A 19,648-nucleotide genomic window follows, 5' to 3' on the forward strand; every position below is an offset into this window, starting at 1 on the left:
AACACACTACTATCGTTCCATAAATTCACTCATAAATGACTCTCTAATGCTGAAAATACGCCTAATTTGCCTCGCGATGCTAAGTCTCAGTATCTCCTGGGGCGCGCACGCTGAAGAAAAACGCTACATCTCTGATGAGCTGGATACCTACGTTCATAGCGGTCCCGGTAACCAATACCGTATTGTTGGCACGTTAAAAGGCGGAGATGAAGTCGCCCTGATAAGTGTTGATGACAGCACAAATTACGGTCAAATCCGCGACAGTAAAGGGAAAACCACCTGGATCGCGCTGAATCAATTGAGTGAAACGCCAAGTCTGCGTATTCGGGTACCGGACCTTGAACAACAAGTCAAAATCCTGACAGATAAGCTGGCTAATATTGATAATAGCTGGAATCAGCGCACTGCTGAAATGCAACAGAAGGTCGCGGCCAGCGACAGCGTAATTTCCGAGCTGCAAAAAGAAAACGAGTCACTAAAGAATCAGTTAGTGGTTGCTCAGAAGAAAGTCAGCGCTGTGAATCTGCAATTAGATGACAAACAGCGTACCATTATCCTGCAATGGTTTATGTACGGCGGCGGTGTTGCCGGTATCGGCCTGCTCCTTGGTCTGGTACTGCCACATCTGATCCCAAGCCGTAAAAAGAACAATCGCTGGATGAACTGATAGCCGTTTAATAAGACTGTAAAATCGACGCGTTTGGCTGCCCGCCAGGGTGGCCTGGTTGTTTAATCTATTCTCATCCCCAACTATACTGAAACAAGCCTTTGTCGCCAGGCGGTAAAGTGTGATTCAAGTGAGCAGCTAACAACGCTGCAACGTCAAGAACGAAGGATTTATATGAAAATCTATCTGGTCGGCGGCGCGGTACGCGACAGCTTATTAAATCTGCCGGTCACCGAACAGGATTGGGTCGTGGTGGGATCCACCCCGGAACAGTTACTCACACAGGGCTATCAGCAGGTTGGTAAAGACTTCCCCGTGTTTCTGCACCCTGTCAGCCATGAAGAATACGCACTAGCTCGTACCGAGCGTAAATCCGGCGCAGGTTACACCGGTTTTACCTGCTATGCCGCGCCAGATGTCACGCTGGAAGAGGATTTGTTGCGTCGCGATTTGACCATCAATGCCATTGCCCGTAGCGCCGAGGGGGAATTGATTGACCCCTACCACGGCCAACAAGATTTGGAAAACAGAGTACTGCGTCATGTCTCCGACGCCTTTGGCGAAGATCCACTACGTGTGCTGCGGGTTGCCCGTTTCGCTGCCCGTTTTGCCCATTTAGGTTTTAGCGTCGCCGCTGAGACTCAATCATTGATGGCAGCAATGGCACAAAGTGGCGAGCTATCGGCTCTGACGCCAGAGCGAGTATGGAAAGAGACCGAGAAAGCGCTGAAAACACAAAGCCCGCAGATCTATTTTCAAGTGTTACGTGATTGCGGTGCGCTGGCGGTGCTATTTCCAGAAATTGAACGTTTATTTGGCGTACCAGCTCCCGAAAAGTGGCATCCAGAAATTGATACCGGTATCCATACGCTGATGACATTAGCCATTGCGGCTCAACTTAGCCCTGAGGTTGATGTCCGCTTTGCCGCTCTCTGCCATGATTTGGGTAAAGGTCTGACACCAAAAGAATTCTGGCCACACCATCACGGCCACGGCCCAGCTGGAGTTAAATTGGTTGAGCAGTTATGTCAGCGCTTACGGGTACCTAATCCGATACGTGACTTGGCGAAACTGGTGGCGGAATACCATGACCTTATCCATACAGTGAATAAGCTTCGCCCCGAAACTCTACTCAAACTGTTTGATGCCATTGATGTGTGGCGCAAACCGGAACGTCTTGAGCAGATGATTATGACCAGTGAGGCTGATGCCCGAGGCCGTACCGGATTTGAAGAAAATCCTTATCCGCAGGGCGATTATTTGCGCGCCGCATTCCATATTGCCAGCAGCGTATCAGTGCAGGAAGTAGTCGCCAGCGGGTTACAAGGATTGGCCATTCGCGACGAACTTAAACGTCGCCGCCAACAAGCATTAGTCCAATGGAAACAAACTCAAGTAATTGCGTCAGAATAAAGCCATTCATAACGAAAAAGCCCTGATTAATCAGGGCTTTTTTTATATTTCGCTGCACTTTTTATACCCTAAATAATTCGAGTTGCAGGAAGGCGGCAAGCGAGAGAACCCGATGAGCTTACATGAGTAAGTGATTCGGGTGATGAACGTAGCCAACGCACATGCAGCTTGAAGTATAACGGGTATGTTACATAAACACCCAATACACGGCTGCCGCGACCACAAAGCGATAGATGGCGAAAGGTACAAAAGAGATACGTTTAATCAGTGAAAGGAAGGTTTTGATAGCAATCAGAGCCACGATAAATGCCGTGATAAATCCGACGGCAAACATCGGTAAATCACCCAGCGTCAGGAAGTGCAGGCTCTTATAAAGATCCAGTCCACTGGCCCCGATCATCATCGGCACTGCGAGAATGAAGGAGAACTCAGACGCGGCATAACGGTTAACACCGACCAACATACCGCCGGAAATGGTGGCACCAGAACGGGAGAACCCCGGCCACAACGCCAGACACTGGAAGCAGCCAATCGCGAAAGCCTGACGGTAAGTAATATCATCCAAACCAACAGATTTAGGATTTTTAGGTTTGAACCATTCTGCGACTAGCAAAAGCACCCCACCCGCAACCAAGGCATACATGACATTTCTCGGATCAAACAGCGATTTGATGAGGTCATGGAATACCAACCCCAGCCCCACGGCGGGGATCATTGCCAGTAAAATATGGCCCAAAGTCAGGTGACCGCTGGTTTTCCCCTCATGAGGTACCGCGCCGAAATGGATACCAATCAGGCCAAATAACCGCCGCCAGAACACCACGACAACCGCCAGAATCGACCCTAACTGAATGATAACTTCAAAGGTTTTTGCCTTGTCGCCGGTAAAGCCCAATAGCTCACCGACGATAATCATATGCCCAGTGGATGACACGGGTAAAAACTCAGTCAATCCCTCTACCACACCTAAAACAACAGCCACAAACAGCGAATACATATCCGTCATCTACGATACCCAATGCCATGTAATAGAAAACACAAAAAACGGCAATGTTACAAAGCATAGGATTAACAAAACCATATGCTAAAAAAACAATGCCGTTCAAACTCGATAATTATCACACCAACCAATCAGACTACATTATCTATTCAGGGTTGCACTTTTATGTCATCACAACACACAAAAAATCAGTTAGGTCGTTGACCACGTTCAATGAGCACTCCGACATTACGGGCTTGTGCCACCGCCCCTGGTTTACTGACTTTAATCCGCACCCACGGCGATTGGAAACGGACTAATAGCAGCTCGGCTATCTCTTCTGCCACCCGCTCAACCAAGGCAAAACGCTGTGACTCTACATGTTGTATCACCGCATCACTGATATCTGCATAGCTCAAGCAATCATTCACATCATCGCTGGCAGCAGCTTTACGATTATCCCAACCCATTTCGATATCGAACACCAGCTTCTGCTGGATGGTCTGCTCCCAGTCATAAACACCGATGGTGGTTATGACACTAAGTTCTTCAATAAATACGATGTCCATCACGTCATTCTCTGTTTTTGCGCCTGCCGGATACCACTTCCAGCGGAATATGCGTATTATCCACTGATGTTGCGATTAAAACGATCATTATTCAACAGGGCGGTGTTATGAGTGCTATCGCGCTTGGCATGATTATCTTCGCGTATTTGTGTGGCTCTATTTCCAGTGCAATCCTGGTGTGTCGGGTTGCTAAGCTACCAGATCCGCGTGAACATGGCTCCGGTAATCCCGGTGCGACCAACGTGCTGCGTATCGGTGGTCGAGCAGCCGCAGCAACAGTGCTGATTTTCGATGTGCTGAAAGGCATGTTACCCGTTTGGATTGCTTACCTGCTGCACGTTTCCCCGCTGTATCTTGGCTTGACCGCTATCGCTGCTTGTCTTGGTCACATCTATCCGGTCTTTTTCCATTTTAAAGGTGGCAAGGGCGTTGCTACTGCTTTTGGCGCCATCGCCCCTATCGGCTGGGATCTAACCGGTCTGATGACCGGTACTTGGTTGTTGACGGTGTTATTGAGTGGGTATTCATCTTTAGGCGCAATTATCAGTGCGCTAATTGCGCCCTTCTACGTCTGGTGGTTTAAACCTCAATTCACCTTCCCAGTCGCCATGCTCTCTTGCCTGATTTTGATGCGCCACCACGATAACATTCAACGTTTATGGCGCGGCAAGGAAAGTAAAATCTGGGATAAACTCAGAAAGAAAAAGCAGAAAACCCCGGCCGAAGAAGCCGCAGAGTTGGAAGAGAAAGAAGATTGATTCTCCTCAAAACGAGAATGACTGAACGGGAGCGAGGCAAGGCGCAAGGAATGAAAAAACGGCGTGGACTCTCATCCATGAGCATTTTGAATGACTGCGGCAACAGCGCCGCAGCCTCGCTCAGACTTTCGGCACCAATCTTAGAATGGCTGAGCGGGAGCGAGGCAAGGCGCAAGGAATTGAGAGAGCGGAGCATACATCAGTATGTGAGCATCACGAGATGACGCGGCAACACCGCCACAGCCCCACTCAGACTTTCGGCAACTCGGCTAACGGCCAGCGCGGCCTAACCGAAACACTCAACTCACTGCTCACACCACTTTTCAGCCTGATCAACCCAGCATAGGCGATCATTGCACCATTATCAGTACAAAACTCTGGCCGAGCATAGAATACTTCACCGCCCCGTTTTTGCATCATCTCCGCCAATTTTGAACGTAAAGTGCGGTTTGCACTGACACCACCGGCAATGACCAAACGTTTGAAGCCGGTCTTATCCAGCGCTCGTTTGGATTTAATCGCCAACGTATCAACCACTGCATCTTCAAATGCACGGGCAATATCAGCACGGGTCTGATCATCGGTACCGTTAGCACGGATAGTATTTGCGGCGAACGTTTTCAAACCAGAAAAACTGAAATCCAGTCCAGGGCGATCGGTCATTGGCCGCGGGAAAGTAAAACGACCCGCCGTACCCTGTTGTGCCATACGCGACAGCATCGGCCCCCCAGGATAGTCCAGGCCTAATAATTTTGCAGTTTTATCAAAGGCTTCACCTGCCGCATCATCGACAGATTCCCCTAATAGCAGATACTCACCAATACCGGTCACGCTGATTAGCTGAGTGTGACCACCAGAGACCAGCAGAGCGACAAACGGGAACTCTGGTGCGTTCTCTTCCAACATCGGTGCCAGTAGGTGGCCTTCCATATGGTGGACCGGCACCGCCGGAACCCCCCACGCAAATGCCAATGCGCGGCCGACTGTCGCCCCGACCAGCAATGCGCCAACCAAACCCGGGCCTGCGGTATACGCCACACCATCGATGTCTTTAGCGCTCAGATTGGCTTCTTTCAATGCTGCCTGAATCAGCGGTACAGTCTTGCGCACATGATCACGGGAAGCCAGCTCAGGCACTACACCGCCATAATCAGCATGCAATTTAACCTGACTGTACAGTTGGTTAGCTAACAGACCGGCTTTATCGTCATATACTGCAATACCGGTTTCATCGCAGGACGTTTCTATACCCAAAACTCGCATTACATTTCCCATCATTCACGTGCGGCCGATAGTTTAGCATAACAGCGCCGCCAGTCATGATCTCTGACGGTAAAGACGGCATTTTCACGCTTTGAGCACCTAAATGTTGTTGATAGTGGTCATATTTGAAAAGAGTGTTGATTAATTCGATCAACAGCCTTGTTTAGTATATAATCAGCGGCCGTCGCACTCTCGGCACCAACTTTCTTGTAAAGAACGAGGGCGACATCACAGGGGCGTGCCTGTTTCAATTTGCTGTGGTGCTTTACAAAGCAGCATCCATTGAAGTAAAATTCCGCACCATTTTGAGAAGGCTGGCGATTGGCCAGCAGCAAACCGATTTCTATTGAGGTGAGAGGCACATGCCGGTAATTAAAGTACGTGAAAACGAGCCATTCGACGTAGCTCTTCGTCGTTTCAAACGCTCTTGTGAAAAAGCGGGTGTTTTAGCTGAAGTTCGTCGTCGTGAGTTCTATGAAAAACCGACTACCGAACGTAAACGCGCTAAAGCTTCTGCTGTAAAACGTCACGCGAAGAAATTGGCTCGCGAAAACGCACGCCGCACTCGTCTGTATTAATTCTTCGGGGGTAACCCCACCGCGTAGTTTTTTATGTTCTAAGAACGCGCAGATCGAGTAGTTGCATACGAAGGCCGTGCTTTCCGAAAGGAATGCGCGGCTTGTTCTCGTTTATGGACTGACCGAATAGGGGCTTATGGCTGGACGAATTCCACGCGTATTTATCAATGACTTGCTAGCGCGCACCGACATCGTTGATCTTATCGACGCACGGGTAAAGCTGAAGAAGCAAGGCAAAAATTACCATGCGTGCTGTCCGTTCCATCATGAGAAAACACCCTCATTCACTGTTAACGGCGAAAAACAGTTTTATCACTGTTTCGGCTGTGGCGCACATGGTAACGCTGTTGATTTCCTGATGAATTACGACAGACTCGAATTTGTCGAAAGTATTGAGGAATTAGCCACCATGCATGGGCTGGAAGTGCCTTACGAGGCAGGAACCGGCACCACCCAGATCGAACGTCATCAACGACAAAGTCTCTATCAACTGATGGAAAGCCTTAGCGGATTCTATCAACAGTCACTCAACGGCTCGAATGCCAATCAGGCACGCGAATATCTTAAGCATCGCGGTTTGAGTGAAGAAATCATCCAACATTTTGCTATTGGTTTTGCCCCCCCAGGTTGGGACAATGCCTTAAAACGTTTTGGCCGTGATGGTGAGAGCCGTACTGCGCTGAACGATGCAGGAATGCTGGTGACTAATGATACAGGGCGGACTTACGATCGTTTTCGTGAGCGCGTCATGTTCCCTATCCGCGATAAACGTGGGCGGGTTATCGCTTTTGGCGGGCGAATTCTGGGTGACGGAGTGCCAAAGTATCTAAACTCCCCAGAAACAGAAATTTTTCATAAGGGCCGCCAGCTTTACGGCTTGTATGAAGCGCAAGTGAATCATCCCAATCCAACGCGTTTACTCGTGGTGGAAGGTTATATGGATGTGGTAGCACTCGCGCAATTTGGTATTGACTATGCCGTTGCCTCGTTGGGGACCGCGACCACTGCGGAGCATATTCAATTATTATTCCGTGCCACCGATAACGTAATTTGTTGTTACGACGGTGATCGGGCGGGCAGAGATGCGGCATGGCGAGCATTAGAAACGGCGCTGCCCTATCTAAATGATGGCCGTCAGCTACGCTTTATGTTTTTGCCCGATGGCGAAGACCCAGACACTCTGGTACGTAAAGAAGGGAAAGACGCATTTGAACAGCGGATGGAAGGGGCACAGCCACTCTCAACCTTTTTGTTTGAAACGTTGATGCCACAGGTGGATTTGAGCAGCCCCGACGGGCGCGCCAAGTTAAGCACTCTGGCACTACCTTTAATCAGTCAGGTACCCGGTGAGACATTACGTCTTTATCTGCGCCAGCAGCTCGGTAATAAGTTGGGCCTGCTCGATGATAGCCAGCTCGATAAGCTGATGCCAAAACAGGCTGAAAACACGAATACCTACCAACCGCCCCAGCTAAAACGCACAACCATGCGTATACTTATAGGGCTACTGGTACAAAACCCACAACTAGCTACACTTATTCCCTCACTACAGGGCGTCGAGCAAGCCAAGTTAGCCGGTTTACCGTTATTTATTGAGTTGGTTGAGACTTGTCTGGCTCAGCCAGGGCTGACAACCGGGCAGTTATTGGAACTGTATCGGGATAATAAATTCAGCCAACAGCTTGAAACTCTCGCAACATGGAACCACATGATTGTTGAGGACATGGTCGAACCGACTTTTGTCGACACGCTAACGAGCCTGTATGACTCCATCTTGGAGCAACGTCAGGAAACCCTGATAGCGCGTGACCGGACACATGGATTAAACGCCGAAGAACGTAAAGAGCTTTGGTCTTTGAATCTGGCATTAGCCAGAAAAAAATGAAACACCCAACGGCTTAATTGCCGATAAATGTGGGGGCGACTCCCTACAATATGCCGCCATAGCGGGCAGCGGCGACAAAAAAAGGCCCCAAATGCTATTGTTGGCGGTTTCGCCGACCGACACCAACCCAAATACTCTGAAGTGTGGATACCGTCTTATGGAGCAAAACCCGCAGTCACAGCTGAAGCTACTTGTCACCCGTGGTAAGGAGCAAGGCTATCTGACCTATGCTGAGGTCAATGACCATCTGCCGGAAGATATCGTCGATTCCGATCAGATCGAAGACATCATCCAGATGATTAATGACATGGGCATCCAAGTGCTGGAAGAAGCACCTGATGCCGATGATTTGATGCTGGCCGAGAACACCACTGATACCGACGATGACGCGGCAGAAGCTGCTGCGCAGGTGTTATCCAGTGTTGAATCCGAAATCGGGCGTACTACCGACCCGGTGCGTATGTACATGCGCGAAATGGGTACCGTTGAGCTGTTAACACGTGAAGGCGAGATTGATATCGCCAAACGTATTGAAGACGGTATCAATCAGGTTCAGTGTTCAGTTGCTGAATACCCTGAAGCGATTACTTATCTGTTAGAACAATATGATCGCGTTGAAGCGGGTGAAGCCCGTTTATCTGACCTGATCAACGGCTTTGTTGATCCAAACGCCGAAGAAGATATTGCGCCGACGGCGACTCACGTTGGTTCTGAATTATCCACCGCAGAGATGGATGACGACGACGACGAAGATGAAGACGAAGACGAAGAAGAAGACGACAACAGCATCGATCCAGAGCTGGCACGCCAGAAATTCAGCGATTTGCGCGAGCAGTACGAAAACGCACGCATGGAAATCAAGAAAAATGGTCGTAGCCACGCCAATGCTGCTGCTGAAATTCTGAAGTTGTCTGAAGTGTTCAAACAGTTCCGCCTGGTACCGAAGCAATTCGACTATCTGGTCAACAACATGCGTACCATGATGGATCGCGTTCGTACTCAAGAACGTATCATCATGAAACTGTGTGTTGAGCAGTGCAAAATGCCGAAGAAAAACTTCGTTACTCTGTTTGCCAGCAATGAAACCAGTGATACCTGGTTTGCCGCAGCAATTGCGATGGGTAAACCCTGGTCTGAAAAACTGAAAGATGTCTCGGACGATGTTCAACGTAGCTTGCAGAAACTGCGCCAGATCGAAGAAGAAACCGGTCTGACAATTGAGCAAGTGAAAGACATCAACCGCCGTATGTCTATTGGTGAAGCGAAAGCGCGTCGTGCCAAGAAAGAAATGGTTGAGGCTAACCTGCGTTTGGTTATCTCTATTGCGAAAAAATACACCAACCGTGGTCTGCAATTCCTTGATTTAATTCAGGAAGGCAATATCGGTCTGATGAAAGCAGTAGATAAGTTCGAATACCGCCGTGGTTATAAGTTCTCAACTTACGCCACGTGGTGGATTCGTCAGGCCATTACCCGCTCTATCGCGGATCAGGCGCGTACCATCCGTATTCCGGTACATATGATTGAGACCATTAACAAACTCAACCGTATCTCACGCCAGATGCTGCAAGAGATGGGCCGTGAGCCAACACCGGAAGAACTGGCTGAACGCATGCTGATGCCGGAAGACAAGATCCGTAAAGTGCTGAAGATTGCCAAAGAGCCAATCTCAATGGAAACCCCGATCGGTGATGATGAAGATTCACATCTGGGCGATTTCATTGAAGATACCACTCTGGAACTGCCGCTGGACTCTGCAACATCAGAGAGCCTGCGCTCTGCCACCCACGATGTGTTAGCTGGCCTGACCGCTCGTGAAGCGAAAGTTCTGCGTATGCGTTTCGGTATCGATATGAACACTGACCACACCCTGGAAGAAGTGGGCAAACAGTTCGACGTAACCCGTGAACGTATTCGTCAGATTGAAGCCAAGGCATTGCGTAAATTGCGTCATCCAAGCCGCTCTGAAGTATTGCGCAGCTTCCTGGACGATTAATCGTTAGCGACAGCAGCAAACACACAAAAACCCCGGCGTGCCGGGGTTTTTCTTTTTGGTCCCAAACCACCGATTCTCAAGCCTGCATCCGCACGTAATTACCTGCTATGTGCGTAAAAAACCTTAATTTTGTGCATAAAACAGCCATCTGATTTATCAGCTCTAGACCGCAGTATAAAAACTACCGTATAATCAGCGCCCAAGTCTGGCCCCTTAGCTCAGTTGGTTAGAGCACGCGACTCATAATCGCTTGGTCACTGGTTCAAGTCCAGTAGGGGCCACCAAATTTTAGCTATTAAATCAGCACATTAAGCCAACTTTCGAGTTGGCTTTTTTGTATCTGGTAACCTGTGTCGCAGCATTTTCTAGGGTGGGTTGCCATTCATGTACTAAAAATTTTATATCTTAGGCTTTGTTAGATTCACGCCATTCAGTAACCATTTCCTTGGTAACTTCTTTTTTATAGCAAATGGGGGAATAACCACCTGCCCGACTCCACGCGCTACGTTTTCCACAACTACTTCCATTGCTGGCAGAGTTAAAAGGACATGGGCAGTTGCCAGGGTACGACTCTATAGACTCGTTGATAATCATCTGTTTTACATGGTCATCAGATGAATTAGTCACTTTGGCGGAAGTAGGGAAAGAGAATAAAACAAACGCTAATGCCAGAATTGATATTGAATATTTCTTAGGGAAAAACATTATTTTGTACTTCCTTGTGAAAAGGAGAGTATTTGACTATCAGTAGAAATCCTTATTGATTTAGATTAATAAATCATCAATTTGATTATAAAATCCTTGGTTACACAAACATTAAAGTGACGCCGCGCTATATTTGCTCAACTCAATGAAGCATAACTGCACAATCTTGAATAGAGACTGTTGAATGGAATCTCACGGATACAATTACACTTTATCTGATTTTATCTGTCTCAGTGGCTAGCCAATTTAAACGAAAATTGTTCAATGCGGATTGGCTGGATATTCTAGTAGAAGAAGAGAAAAGCACCTTGAAATGGCGATAATGTCATCGATTCAGGTTATAGCAATTTACTCATCCCCCAAGCCTCTCGCTTTACCTAATTATCTTAAGATATATAGGTCATTGCTATTTTCTTGCCGAATATTCAATAGACAGTCCCTTCGTTGATGAAATGTTTTAGTCGGCTAAAATTCAACGCTACTTAACGACCTACAATAATTCTCGTACTATAAAATAGCCATCTAACTCTCCGCTGAGATCTGAAAATGTCTGTGCTTACTCACTTTGATATGCTTTTTCAATACAAGGCCTGGGCTGATAAAGAGATCCTCTCCGCTATCGCCAATGTTGATACCGCGGCTTATAAAGATAAACGTCATCTTATGATTCGCCTGATGAATCATATTTATGTAGTTGATCAAATATTTATCGCCAATATTCAGGGAGTTCCCCACCGTTATACTGCGCTGAATACGGTTGAAACACCGCCTCTAGAGGTGCTGAATAACGCCTTTGCTATCAGTGATAATCGCTATCTCGAGTATCTTCACTCTCTGGTTGAACAACAATTGGATGAAATGATTAACTTCAAATTTGTCGATGGGGGAAAAGGGGCAATGAGTAGAAAAGAGATGTTTTCCCATGTTGAGCATCATGGTGCTTATCACCGAGGCGCGGTGGGGTGGCTGCTGTCTGAATGTGAGGTGACACCACCAAAAGATGTGCTAACCCTTTTCTTACGCGACACTTATCAGGCAGAGCAATAATCAATCCCAGAGGCAATTAAATACGTTATCAGTTGATAACGTATTCAGTATAAGAATGCTATGAATTGACCAATTACGTTCTTAAAGCATCAATGGCGGCAGTTGGCATCGATATTACGGATTTGAGACTATTTTCAATACGTTCAACAATTGCCACCCGCGGGCCAGCAAGCCAGCCGTCACTGCTGTAAAAACGTGCCTCAGCATTCACTAATGCCTCTTGACTGTCAAAGGCACGCATCAGGTAATAAGCATCTGGGTCGTGCAGCGATTGACCATAAGCGACGACGTCCATCCCCTCCCTGGCGTGCAAGGGAATGCTGATCTCTTGCATAATTCGGTGGAATTCCACACCACTACCTGGCTTCAATGTGTATTGCAGTATTTCCAGTATCCGAGAATCCATTTTGCCTTTCCTGTCATTAATATCCATTGAGATTATGTTTCCCGCCGCAGATACCTTCCTTACCGCTTAATCACTTTTCCCCGATGGCATTCGCTGGCATCCAATACCTTACCTTTTTGTGAGGATACTGTCAGCTTACTGATGGGATGTCCACTCTGATTATCAACTAAAATAGAGTGCTTTTCGCCAACAGCAAACAAGTGATCTTCGCCCCATTGGCGCAAGCTGACCACAATAGGGAATAATTGGCGGCCTTTATCCGTCAACACATATTCATGGTAAGCACTGCCATCAGAGGCCGGGACTATCATCAGAATGCCGTGTTCAACCAACTCACGCAGGCGACCCGCCAAGATATTTTTTGCCAAGCCAAGGTTATTCCGAAATTCACCAAAACGGCGGATCCCATCAAAAGCATCACGAATTATCATGAGTGACCAGCGATCCCCCAAAACCTTAAGCGCTCTGGCAACCGGGCATTCTTCTGCCCCTATCTGGCCTTCACTCGTTTTAGTCATTCTTTTACTCCGATCATTTGCTGGATAAGCTGGTTGCATATTAAAACCACCTCTGTTAAAAATCAATTAAGTGGTTTCAAATAAAAACCAGAAAGGCATCAGGTATTTTTATGTCCATCAGAAAAGAATCAGCAAAGAGTCGCACCCGGCGATTACCACAAACAGCTCTGGCACCACACCTCACATCAATAGTGGTGCCACTCTTGGCGATGGTATCCGCCATGGCGGTCGCCAATGTCTATTTTGCTCAGCCCCTACTCGATACAATGGCAACGGATCTTAACGTTAGTCCGTCGGCGATCGGTCTGGTGGTTACTCTGACGCAGGCAGGGTATGCCTTGGGGCTGATATTCATTGTGCCTTTGGGTGATCTGTGGGATCGCCGAAAATTAATTATCGGGCAGTTATTGTTATCTGCTGTGGCATTGATTTCGGTTAGCCTTGCCCCCACTTTTTCACTACTTTTGGTGGCGATGCTGATTATCGGCCTGATGGCTGTCGTGGTACAGGTGATTGTGGCTTTTGCTGCGGCACTGGCTCCAGAGCAACAAAGAGGCAAAATAGTGGGTAAAATCACCAGCGGTATCGTGTTGGGGATTCTACTCGCGCGCTTTATCTCAGGTACGATGGCCGACTTTGCCGGTTGGCGTTCCGTCTATTTTTGCTCCGCAGCAGTGATGCTATTGATGGTTATTATGCTTTATCGCATTATCCCACCCGTTGCCAAACCGGCTGTATCGTCATATCGGCAGCTACTGCTGTCGCTGTGGGGGTTATTTACCCGTGAGCGCGAGTTGCGTGTACGGTCTACTCTGGCCTTACTGATATTTATGGCTTTTAGTGTGCTGTGGACCGCAATGGTGTTACCACTCAGCAGCCCGCCATACGTATTATCGCCTAGTCAGGTAGGTTTATTTGGGCTGGCAGGTATCGCTGGCGCATTCGCCGCCGCTCATGCGGGGCAGTTGGCAGATCGAGGGTTGGGAGTGAAAACAACGCAAGTCGCCTTGGCGTTACTACTGCTCTCCTGGCTGCCGATCGCTTTTTTGCCTCATTCACTCTGGTGGCTGGTTATCGGTGTCGTGATATTAGATTTTGCCGTTCAGGCGGTGCATGTAACCAATCAGACCATCATATTGGCGCTACGTCCTGATGCCCAAAGCCGCCTGGTTGCTGGCTATATGTTGTTCTATTCCATCGGTAGCGCCATCGGAGCTATCAGTGCAACGATGGTATATGCGAATGCGGGATGGTCAGGTGTTTGTATTCTGGGGGGGATGATAAGTGCCACTGCAATGCTATTTGCACATCTGGCGTACAGGAAATATTCCACAGTATAATTAGTTGAATATCATTGATTTTATTTATACATCTATTGTTCGACCTATACTCATGATAGTTATCGATAACCTAGTTCAGACTATACAGGAGTCATCGTCATGCTGAATATAGATCGGAAATACCTTATGAGCCTTGATGAAAGTACCTTAAAAAAACAACGGATTATCATGCGGGTCATCGCAATCCTGCTATTACTGGGCGGGATCTTTTGCCTTATTAACCCACTGGCCTCCAGCGTTGTTCTCAGCAAAATTATTGGTGTCCTACTGCTACTCAGTGGGATTGCAATGATCGTGGGTATGGTAACCAACCGTTCCCATAATCTTTGGCCAATGGTGACCGGTATTTTACTCGGCATCGCATATATTGTGATGGGTTATGTATTTATTACCAATCCAGCAATAGGGATGATAAGTCTGGCAGTGGTGCTGGCGGTGCTGTTTGCCTTTGGTGGAGTGATGCGGTTGATAACCGGTTTTAGAACATGGGGAATGCCGGGGGCATGGCTACAAATCTTGCTCGGCGTCTTAGATCTGATTATTACCTATCTATTGGTGAGTGCTGGCCCACTGATGTCGATCACCATGGTTACGACTCTGGTCGGGATTGAGATGCTATTTAGTTCATTTAGCTGCTTTATGGTCGCTGGTTTATATAAACAGAATTAATAACACATTATTCGCAGCGGTATCCTGAATTGCGATACCGCTGTCCTGGAAATATTCTCATGTTCGCTACTGATTATCACTACTCAGTTTGTGAACTGCCACTGTGAAATAACAACAACCGACTAATTCTCTCACCCTAGGTAGGCTGCGTGAAACTAACTGATTTTTTAATTGCTCTATGCATTACCGCAATTTGGGGGGCTAATTTTTCGGTAATAAAACTTGGCCTGATTGCCGCAGACCCGCTTATTTTAGCCGGGATTCGCTTCACGCTCTGCGCCCTACCCGCAGTCCTTTTTATCAAAAAGCCTGATACTTCATGGCGATACATAATAGGTTACGGCCTACTGTTTGGTATCGGTTTATGGGGTATCGTCAATCTGGGTATTAAAGCGGGTGTCTCAGCGGGAATCGCTTCGTTAGTGCTGCAATTCGGCGCGTTCTTCACCATGATCCTTGGCGCATTGCTGTTTCGCGAAAAACTCTCAAGATATCAATGTATTGGTATCGCCGTTGCGCTCTTAGGGCTTATCAGTATTATTTTCATCAGTGATGGTTCTGTCACGCCTACTGGCCTGATATTGGTATTGTGCGGTGCAGTGGTATGGGGGCTGGTGAGTATTATAATTAAAAAAGCCAATACCAAACAGGTTTTTGCCTTTCTAGTTTGGTCGAGCCTATTTTCCCCTATCCCACTATTTCTACTGAGCTATTTATTTAATGGCTCCAGCGGTTTTACTGAGTTAGCCACCCAGTTCGATGTAACCACGCTGTTCTCTATTCTATTTCAGGTCTATCCCAATACGCTGTTTGCCTATTGGATTTGGAATTCATTACTGACCAAATACCCGGTTTCCGTTGTCGCGCCATTATCGCTGCTAGTCCCGATTTTTGGCCTGCTAGGTTCCGTGATGATTTTTAGTGAAAGCATTCCCGCCGCGAAAATTGTCGCGATGATACTGATTATCAGTGGGCTGATTATCGGCCTCTACGGTAGGCGGCTTATCGGCTTGCTACAGAGGAAATTCTCAATGGCTCCCTAGTTTTGCTGCCACCCAGTAAAATGGCCTGACTGAAGGTGCTATAGTCAGCTTTTATACTCCGACGAGAGCTATTATGTCCCGCAGCCAGCGTCTGCTTGACCTGATTCAAGTGCTACGCCGCCATCGCTATCCCGTAACAGGTGCTGCGTTGGCGGAGGAACTGGCTATCAGTGTGCGGACACTTTATCGCGATATTGCCACCCTACAACAGCAAGGCGCTGATATTGCAGGCGAACCCGGTCTGGGCTATGTGCTGCGCCCAGGTTTTATGCTGCCGCCCTTGATGTTCTCCGAAGAAGAGATAGAAGCACTGGTATTAGGGTCGCGCTGGGTCAGCCATCGTGGAGATACCCATCTGAGTGCCGCTGCCCGTAATGCTTTGGCGAAAATCGCAGCGGTTTTACCTACAGATTTACGTGACGAATTAGATGCCTCGACACTGCTCATCGGCCCTGTCGGCCATATGCCTGACTGTGAACTGGCGCTACCGGTATTGCGCCGCGCAATCCGTGCCGAGCGCAAAGTGGATATTACCTATCAAGACCTGAAAGGGGCTAACTCATGTCGCCGCATCTGGCCTTTTGCTATCGGTTTTTTTGAACAGGTGCGCGTAGTGGTGGCCTGGTGTGAGCTACGCCAAACCATCCGTAACTTTCGCGCGGATCGAATAAGCGCTATTTCTCTTACGGATCAACGCTATCCTCAGCGCCGACAGCTGTTGCTAAAACAGTGGCGGGAAGCGGAAGGCATCGATGATCAGTCGCTGCTGTCGACACCACCAAAACCGTAGTTTTTTATTGTCACTACAAATCAATAATCACTACTGACAGAAACTGTCAGTAGACCCCGCTAGGATAGCCCCCAGTTAAGCGATATTCGGTTAACAAAAAAACTATCCATTTGATGACATACCTAAAGTATTTGGAATTTCAGGCAAGGCCGGTCGAGCGCTGCGATTTCAAGTACTAAAGGGATAAGGGGAAAAACCATGGCAGATCCGAATTTCATTATTCTTTATGTTGATAGCCCAGCCAACAGCGCGACGTTTTACGCTGACTTGCTGGCAAAAGCACCAGTAGAGCTTCACCCAACTTTTGCCATGTTTGCACTGGATTCAGGGGTAATGCTGGGCTTATGGTCAAAACATACGGTTGAACCGGCGGCGACAGCCACGGGCGGTGGCGGTGAAGTGGCTTTTGCCCTGACCGATAAAGCGGCGGTGCAATCGTTATATAATGACTGGCAACAACGCGGCTTACCTATTTTGCAACAACCATTACAGATGGATTTCGGCTATACCTTTGTGGCTTTAGATCCTGATGGCCACCGCTTGCGGGTTTTTGGTGACTGATTAATAGCCAAGTTATAAATAGCCATCGCGAGAAACGAAGGGGATATACTTTATAGGTATAATTCCTTCGTTTAATACTTCATGTTACTGCCCCTTCCCTGATGTCATATTCATGACGGCTATCACAATCAGCACACTGCGATTTCCCAAGTTGCACTGCACCGTCTAAATTTGAATAAAAAATCTCATCCGACCACTTGCTGCATTCGGCCAGAGCGGCAGAGACATAACAATAACGGTTTGGTGATATTGCGCAGATTTACGTTGCTGCAATATAGCCAGAATGCACCCGATGGAGACTGCAATGTTAGCTTACCCTCACCTGCTCGCGCCCCTTGATCTTGGCTTTACTACCCTGAAAAATCGCGTATTAATGGGTTCGATGCATACCGGGCTAGAGGAATTACCCGATGGACCTCAACGTTTGGCCGCATTCTATGCTGAGCGGGCCGCCGGTGGTGTCGCCCTGATTGTCACCGGGGGTATCGCCCCCAATAAGCAAGGCGTGGTGTATCAGGGGGCCTCAGTATTAAATGATGCGGCGCAAGTCCCCCATCATCAAATCGTGACGGATGCAGTACATCAGGCGGGCGGTAAGATCGCGCTGCAAATCCTACATGCCGGCCGTTACAGCTATCAGAAACACCCCGTGGCTCCTTCCGCATTGCAAGCGCCGATTAACCCCTTTACCCCACAGGCATTGAGTAGTGATGAAGTACGGCAAACTATTGCCGACTTTGCCAACTGTGCACAGCTTGCCAAACAAGCGGGTTACGATGGTGTCGAGGTGATGGGATCTGAGGGCTATTTGATTAACCAGTTCCTCGCCGCCAGAACTAATCAGCGCGATGATGACTGGGGCGGGGACTTTACTCGCAGAATGCGCTTTGCCGTAGAAATTGTGCGGGCAGTCCGTGAGGCGACCGGAACTGATTTTATACTGATTTACCGCCTTTCGATGCTTGACCTGGTGGAAGAAGGTTCCAGTTGGCAAGAAATTGAACAATTGGCGCAGGCGGTTGAACAGGCCGGTGCCACCCTGATTAATACTGGCATTGGTTGGCATGAAGCACGTATTCCCACTATCGCTACCATGGTGCCACGGGCCGGATTCAGTTGGGTGACGCGCAAATTGATGGGGGCAGTGGCTATTCCGCTGATCACCACTAACCGCATTAATGACCCTGCGGTTGCTGAGCAGGTACTGGTTGATGGTTGCGCGGATATGGTGTCAATGGCGCGCCCGTTCCTCGCTGATGCGGCGTTTGTCCAAAAAGCAGCACAACATCGGGCCGACGAAATTAACACCTGTATCGGCTGCAATCAGGCCTGTCTGGACCAGATTTTCGAAGGCAAACTCACTTCATGCTTAGTCAACCCTCGCGCGTGCCGTGAAAGCGAAATGCCCATACTCCCCGCAGAAACACCAAAACGGTTAGCCGTCGTCGGTTCCGGGCCGGCCGGACTGGCTTTCGCCGTTACCGCTGCCAGCCGTGGTCATCAAGTGACGCTATTTGATGCTGCAACAGATATCGGTGGCCAATTCAACATTGCCAAGCAGATCCCAGGTAAGGAAGAATTTTATGAAACGCTGCGCTATTTCCGCCGTCAGTTGGTGCTCCATGGTGTTATTCAGCAGCTAAATACCTCGGTACAGCCACAGCAGTTGGCTGATTTTGATGAAATTATCCTCGCCTGTGGTATCCAGCCACGCCTGCCAGCTATCAAGGGGATTGAGCATCCGAAAGTCCTTACTTATCTGGATGTATTGCGCGATAAAAAACCGGTCGGTGAGCGCGTGGCCATTATTGGTGCGGGGGGAATTGGTTTTGATACCGCCGAATACCTCAGCCAATCCGGTGATTCCAGCAGTCTGGACAGTGCTGCATTCAGTCGCGAATGGGGCATCGATCTACATTTGGCACATCGTGGCGGATTATCCCCGGCGGGGTCCAAAGTGCATCCGTCACCTCGACAGATTTTCTTGTTACAACGGAAAACCAGTAAAGTGGGTGAAGGCTTGGGTAAAACCACCGGTTGGATCCACCGTACCAGCCTGGCGATGCGTGGGGTGAAAATGCTTAACAGTGTGAGTTACGACAGCATTGATGATGAAGGTTTGCATATCACCCGTGCAGAACAGGCGAGCTGTTTACCCGTCGATACCATCATTATCTGTGCGGGCCAGGAACCGCGTAGGGAATTACATCAGCCCTTGCTGGATATGGGAAAAACCGTGCATCTGATTGGTGGCGCGGATATCGCCGCTGAGCTGGATGCACGCCGGGCAATTGATCAAGGGACGCGTCTGGCGCTGGTTATATAAGCAGGAATAAGCAAAACAGGGGGTGGCATGACCCCCCCCTGCGGCTTCAAGCAGGGAATACCCAAAGTAAGTGGAGTCGCAGGTAGGCAGCAAGTGAACAAACCCCGATGAGCTTACATAAGTAAGTGATTCGGG

19 protein-coding genes and 1 tRNA gene are annotated in these 19,648 nt (G+C 48.5%); 14 read left to right on the forward strand and 6 right to left on the reverse strand.

Translation table 11 applies throughout. The features are described 5' to 3' along the window. Positions 1-46 precede the first annotated feature (46 nt). Together Q2T72_RS19030 and Q2T72_RS19035 are read left to right on the forward strand one after the other, a co-directional pair. Positions 47-667 (forward strand): TIGR04211 family SH3 domain-containing protein, encoded by a 621-nt coding sequence (locus Q2T72_RS19030; RefSeq protein ID WP_083162370.1) that lies wholly within the window; start codon positions 47-49, stop codon positions 665-667. 174 nt (positions 668-841) lie between these two features. Continuing rightward, complete coding sequence (locus Q2T72_RS19035; protein ID WP_083162368.1) at positions 842-2,080, forward strand: multifunctional CCA addition/repair protein; 1,239 nt, start codon at positions 842-844, stop codon at positions 2,078-2,080. A 187-nt stretch (positions 2,081-2,267) separates the two neighbouring features. Here the strand turns inward: Q2T72_RS19035 and bacA are convergent, their stop codons facing one another. Continuing rightward, complete coding sequence (gene bacA / locus Q2T72_RS19040; RefSeq protein ID WP_083162366.1) at positions 2,268-3,086, reverse strand: undecaprenyl-diphosphate phosphatase; 819 nt, start codon at positions 3,084-3,086, stop codon at positions 2,268-2,270. Between the two features lie 182 nt (positions 3,087-3,268). Beyond that, entirely contained in the window at positions 3,269-3,628 is a 360-nt protein-coding gene (gene folB, locus Q2T72_RS19045; protein WP_050086684.1) for a bifunctional dihydroneopterin aldolase/7,8-dihydroneopterin epimerase, read from the reverse strand. A gap of 107 nt (positions 3,629-3,735) precedes the next feature. On the opposite strand from folB, the gene plsY reads away from it, so the two are divergent. Beyond that, entirely contained in the window at positions 3,736-4,386 is a 651-nt protein-coding gene (plsY, locus tag Q2T72_RS19050) for a glycerol-3-phosphate 1-O-acyltransferase PlsY (protein ID WP_032911234.1), read from the forward strand. A gap of 249 nt (positions 4,387-4,635) precedes the next feature. Here the strand turns inward: plsY and tsaD are convergent, their stop codons facing one another. Then, on the reverse strand, positions 4,636-5,649 hold the full coding sequence (tsaD, locus tag Q2T72_RS19055; RefSeq protein WP_083162364.1) for a tRNA (adenosine(37)-N6)-threonylcarbamoyltransferase complex transferase subunit TsaD: 1,014 nt from the start codon (positions 5,647-5,649) through the stop codon (positions 4,636-4,638). Between the two features lie 362 nt (positions 5,650-6,011). Between tsaD and rpsU the strand changes: the two genes are divergently transcribed. From rpsU to Q2T72_RS19075, 4 genes are all read left to right on the forward strand, one after another. Beyond that, entirely contained in the window at positions 6,012-6,227 is a 216-nt protein-coding gene (rpsU, locus tag Q2T72_RS19060; protein ID WP_001144069.1) for a 30S ribosomal protein S21, read from the forward strand. A 136-nt stretch (positions 6,228-6,363) separates the two neighbouring features. Beyond that, the gene (gene dnaG, locus Q2T72_RS19065; protein ID WP_083162362.1) at positions 6,364-8,112 is read left to right on the forward strand and encodes a DNA primase; all 1,749 of its coding nucleotides are present in this window, start codon (positions 6,364-6,366) and stop codon (positions 8,110-8,112) included. Between the two features lie 157 nt (positions 8,113-8,269). After that, positions 8,270-10,108: an RNA polymerase sigma factor RpoD gene (rpoD, locus tag Q2T72_RS19070; protein WP_005190373.1), complete on the forward strand. Its 1,839-nt coding sequence runs from the start codon at positions 8,270-8,272 to the stop codon at positions 10,106-10,108. Positions 10,109-10,315: 207 nt separating this feature from the next. After that, positions 10,316-10,392 (forward strand) — tRNA-Ile (locus Q2T72_RS19075). A gap of 121 nt (positions 10,393-10,513) precedes the next feature. Here the strand turns inward: Q2T72_RS19075 and Q2T72_RS19080 are convergent. Continuing rightward, entirely contained in the window at positions 10,514-10,813 is a 300-nt protein-coding gene (locus Q2T72_RS19080; protein WP_083162358.1) for a hypothetical protein, read from the reverse strand. Between the two features lie 546 nt (positions 10,814-11,359). Between Q2T72_RS19080 and Q2T72_RS19085 the strand changes: the two genes are divergently transcribed. Further along, entirely contained in the window at positions 11,360-11,860 is a 501-nt protein-coding gene (locus Q2T72_RS19085) for a DinB family protein (protein WP_083162356.1), read from the forward strand. Positions 11,861-11,933: 73 nt separating this feature from the next. On the opposite strand, the gene Q2T72_RS19090 is transcribed toward Q2T72_RS19085, so the two are convergent. Both Q2T72_RS19090 and Q2T72_RS19095 read right to left on the reverse strand, forming a co-directional pair. Continuing rightward, the gene (locus tag Q2T72_RS19090; RefSeq protein WP_083162354.1) at positions 11,934-12,266 is read right to left on the reverse strand and encodes an NIPSNAP family protein; all 333 of its coding nucleotides are present in this window, start codon (positions 12,264-12,266) and stop codon (positions 11,934-11,936) included. A 59-nt stretch (positions 12,267-12,325) separates the two neighbouring features. Then, positions 12,326-12,784, reverse strand: a complete 459-nt coding sequence (locus Q2T72_RS19095; protein ID WP_083162352.1) for a helix-turn-helix domain-containing protein — start codon at positions 12,782-12,784, stop codon at positions 12,326-12,328. A 110-nt stretch (positions 12,785-12,894) separates the two neighbouring features. Here Q2T72_RS19095 and Q2T72_RS19100 point away from each other — a divergent pair, with 110 nt between their 5' ends. The 6 genes from Q2T72_RS19100 (at position 12,895) to Q2T72_RS19125 (ending at position 19,513) form a co-directional block, all read left to right on the forward strand. Further along, on the forward strand, positions 12,895-14,124 hold the full coding sequence (locus tag Q2T72_RS19100; protein WP_102970529.1) for an MFS transporter: 1,230 nt from the start codon (positions 12,895-12,897) through the stop codon (positions 14,122-14,124). A gap of 99 nt (positions 14,125-14,223) precedes the next feature. Then, a complete protein-coding gene (locus tag Q2T72_RS19105; RefSeq protein WP_032907485.1) occupies positions 14,224-14,793 on the forward strand; it encodes an HdeD family acid-resistance protein in 570 nt (189 codons plus the stop codon). A gap of 149 nt (positions 14,794-14,942) precedes the next feature. Further along, positions 14,943-15,836: an EamA family transporter gene (locus Q2T72_RS19110; protein ID WP_372569682.1), complete on the forward strand. Its 894-nt coding sequence runs from the start codon at positions 14,943-14,945 to the stop codon at positions 15,834-15,836. Positions 15,837-15,909: 73 nt separating this feature from the next. Then, positions 15,910-16,626, forward strand: a complete 717-nt coding sequence (locus Q2T72_RS19115) for a YafY family protein (protein WP_083162348.1) — start codon at positions 15,910-15,912, stop codon at positions 16,624-16,626. A 198-nt stretch (positions 16,627-16,824) separates the two neighbouring features. After that, positions 16,825-17,187, forward strand: a complete 363-nt coding sequence (locus Q2T72_RS19120) for a VOC family protein (RefSeq protein ID WP_372569683.1) — start codon at positions 16,825-16,827, stop codon at positions 17,185-17,187. Positions 17,188-17,491: 304 nt separating this feature from the next. Further along, positions 17,492-19,513 carry an FAD-dependent oxidoreductase gene (locus Q2T72_RS19125; protein WP_372569684.1) on the forward strand — a complete coding sequence of 674 codons (2,022 nt, stop codon included), beginning with the start codon at positions 17,492-17,494 and terminating at the stop codon, positions 19,511-19,513. Positions 19,514-19,648: the final 135 nt, after the last annotated feature.

The sequence above is a fragment of the Yersinia sp. 2466 StPb PI genome (assembly GCF_041538325.1).
Lineage (GTDB): Bacteria > Pseudomonadota > Gammaproteobacteria > Enterobacterales > Enterobacteriaceae > Yersinia > Yersinia enterocolitica_E.